We start from the raw sequence: 2,988 nt of genomic DNA on the forward strand, positions 1-2,988 counted from the left end.
GAGAAGTGGGCGAAGACGTCAGCGCCGCCGTCGTCCGGGGTGATGAAGCCGAAGCCCTTGTCGGCGTTGAACCACTTCACGGTACCTGTAGTCATATCTGCTCCTTCGCAGGCTGTAGAGACCGCACTGTGCGGACTCTGACGCCGCCGCGTTGATTACCTGCGTCGAAACCGACACCCAAAACGAAAAGCGCCCGAAGGGTTTTGGATAACCCATCAGGCGCCGGAAAACGTCTACGGAAATCAAAACTGCAACGGGACCACTGTAGCGCACGATCCGGGAGGGGCGCAGCGGGGTGCCGGTCCATTCTCAGAAGCCCACGTCGGCCAGGCCCTCGCGGTCCTCCGCGGGCTGATCAGCGGCCTCGGCCCGGGCCGCTGCTCGCCGCCGGGCGCCGGACCGCAGCAGCGCGGCCAGGCCGATCAGCGCCACGACGACTGCGCCGGCCAGCCAGGGGGCGGCCGCTCCGAGGAACGTGACGAGCCGCCCGGCCTGGAGCAGGGCGTACCAGATCCACCAGCCACTGAGGTCATCCGGCTCGAGGGTGGTCAGGGGGTTCACGGCCCGGACCGTAGCCGCCGGCCGCAACTGACGTCAGTCGCGGGGCCGGCTCGCTCGCCTCAGGTGGAATCGCGCACCACCAGGCTGGTCGGCAGGATGAGGGAGGTGCGTTCGCGGCCGGCGATCAGGTCGATCAGCATCCGGGTCATCTCCTTGCCGAGGGCCTGGATCGACTGGTGGACCGTGGTCAGCGGCGGCTGGGTGCGCTCGGCGATGTCCAGATCGTCGAAGCCCACCACCGCCACGTCGGCCGGTACGGAACGCCCGGACGCGGCCAGCACGCGCAGCGCGCCGGCCGCCATGTTGTCGTTGGCGGCGACCACCGCGTCCAGATCCGGGTGGCTGTCGAGCAGTGTCTTCATCGCCGCGGCGCCGCCGGCCTCGGTGAAGTCGCCTTCCGTCATGCCGTACGGGGTCAGGCCCGCCATGATCATCGCCTCGCGGTAGCCGCGGTAGCGGGCCTCGCCGACCTCCGTGCCGGTCTGGCCGGTGATGGTGACGATGCGGGTCCGGCCCCGGCCGATGAGGTGCTCGGTGGCCCGGCGGGCCCCGCCGACGTTGTCGGAGTCGACGTACCACTGCGGTTCGAAGGTCAACGGCCGCCCGCCGTAGACGGCCGGCAGGCCGGCCTGGCGCACGATGCGGGTCAGCGGATCGTCCCCGCGCAGGGCCATCAGCATGATGCCGTCGACGCCCCGGGTACGCAGGAGGTTGGTCAGCCGGCTCTGGCCGCGGCCGGAGCTGGCCAGGCACAGCACCAGGTGCAGCTCGGTGTCCTCGAGGGCCGCGGACACGCCGACGATGACCTGGGCGAAGAACGGGTCGGCGAACAACTCGGGGGCGTCATGGGAGACGGCCAGGGCGACTATCCCGGTCTGCTGGGTGGCCAGGGCGCGGGCCGTGCGGTTGGGCTGGTAGCCGAGCTCCTTGACGGCTCGTTCGACGGCGGCGCGGGTGGCCCGGCTGACGTGTGGCGCCTCATTGATGGCCCGGGACGCGGCCGAGCGGGACACGCCGGCCCGCTCGGCCACCTCGTCGAGGGTGGGTTGGCGCCGAGGTGGGTCTGCTGCCATCGCGTTGCCGGGTCCTTCCTGCGGGTGGTGCCTGCTGGCGGCCCGGCCCGCGGCGACCCGTCGCCCGGGTGGTGCGGATCCGCCGCTCGATGATATCGACCGCCTCAGCCGGGCGTGATCCATGGCGATGTGACTGGAAGCGGTCCCAGAAAGCCGTCCGGTCTTGGTCCTCGCAGCTCCACCAAGGAAGCGCTCGATGTCTTGACATTACGGGAGTGTTGCCAGACATTTACATCGACCTACATAGCTGGAAGCGCTTCCAGTTTTCGGCACCGAGACCGAGGAGATCTGCCGATGAAACGACCGACCCGTCCCCGGGTGTTCGCCGCCGCGCTGGCGTTGGCGATCCCCGCGGTCCTGCTCGTCGCGCCCGCCGCTCACGCCGATCCGGTCAGCCAGACCAGCGGCTTCTACGTGAACCCCAGCTCCAGCCCCGCGTCGTGGGTCGCCGCCAACCCCGGCGACGGGCGCGCCGCCGCCATCCGGTCCCAGATCGCGCAGCGGCCGATGGCCAGCTGGTTCGGCAACTGGAGCGGAGACATCGCCGGCGCGGTGGGCAGGTATGTCGGCGCCGCCGATGCCGTGGACAAGCTCCCCCTGCTGGTGGCCTACAACATCCCCGGCCGCGATGCCTGCGGTGGCCACTCGGGAGGCGGCGCCGGCAGCGTCGGCGCGTACGACGCCTGGATCTCCTCCTTCGCCTCCGCGATCGGCAACCGGCCCGCCGTGGTGGTCCTCGAGCCGGACTCGCTGGGCGACTTCAGCTGCATGAGCCAGGCCCAGATCAACGACCGGGTCGGCATGCTCTCGCGCGCCGCCAACCAGTTCCGCACCAAGGCGCCCAACACGTGGGCCTACCTGGACGCCGGCAACCCGGGATGGATCGACGCCCAGACGATGGCGCAGCGCCTCAACATGGCGGGCGTGGCCAACGCGCACGGCTTCGCGCTGAACGTGTCGAACTACTTCACCACCGGCGACAACACCAACTACGGCAACCGGGTCGCGTCCGCGCTGCGGTCCTACGGGTACAGCAAGCCCTTCGTGATCGACACCAGCCGGAACGGCAACGGCGGCAACGGCCAGTGGTGCAACCCCGGCGGCCGCCGGATCGGCACCCCGACCCAGATGGGCGGCGGCGCGGAAATGCTGCTGTGGCTCAAGACGCCGGGGGAGTCGGACGGGAACTGCGGGGTGGGGGCCGGGTCCTCGGCGGGGCAGTTCCTGCCTGAGGTGGCCTACAAGATGATCTACGGGTACTAGGTCGCGTTTCGTAATGTCGGGCGGTGGCTGAGGTTGCGGCGTGGCGGTGATCGATAGACGAAGAGGTCTCCGGTAAGTGGTTCAGCGACCA

Annotated in this window: 4 protein-coding genes; 1 reads left to right on the forward strand and 3 read right to left on the reverse strand. The window is 70.0% G+C overall.

All coding sequences use genetic code 11. The annotated features are described in order from the left end of the window. The 3 genes from ACWEOZ_RS44130 to ACWEOZ_RS44140 form a co-directional block, all read right to left on the reverse strand. The coding region (locus tag ACWEOZ_RS44130) for a cold-shock protein (protein WP_451916650.1) at positions 1-95 on the reverse strand (95 nt) is incomplete at its 3' end. 214 nt (positions 96-309) lie between these two features. Next, entirely contained in the window at positions 310-561 is a 252-nt protein-coding gene (locus ACWEOZ_RS44135) for a hypothetical protein (RefSeq protein WP_451916647.1), read from the reverse strand. A 59-nt stretch (positions 562-620) separates the two neighbouring features. Further along, positions 621-1,634 (reverse strand): LacI family DNA-binding transcriptional regulator, encoded by a 1,014-nt coding sequence (locus ACWEOZ_RS44140; protein WP_451916648.1) that lies wholly within the window; start codon positions 1,632-1,634, stop codon positions 621-623. Positions 1,635-1,928: 294 nt separating this feature from the next. On the opposite strand from ACWEOZ_RS44140, the gene ACWEOZ_RS44145 reads away from it, so the two are divergent. Continuing rightward, complete coding sequence (locus ACWEOZ_RS44145; protein WP_451916649.1) at positions 1,929-2,897, forward strand: glycoside hydrolase family 6 protein; 969 nt, start codon at positions 1,929-1,931, stop codon at positions 2,895-2,897. The last annotated feature ends 91 nt before the right edge of the window (positions 2,898-2,988 follow it).

This window comes from Actinoplanes sp. NPDC004185 (genome assembly GCF_053603475.1).

Excerpts from the sequence above, each read along its gene's own strand:
- ACWEOZ_RS44145 (WP_451916649.1), top strand. The coding sequence starts at position 1,929 with ATGAAACGACCGACCCGTCCCCGGGTGTTCGCCGCCGCGCTGGCGTTG.
- ACWEOZ_RS44140 (WP_451916648.1), bottom strand. The coding sequence starts at position 1,634 with ATGGCAGCAGACCCACCTCGGCGCCAACCCACCCTCGACGAGGTGGCC.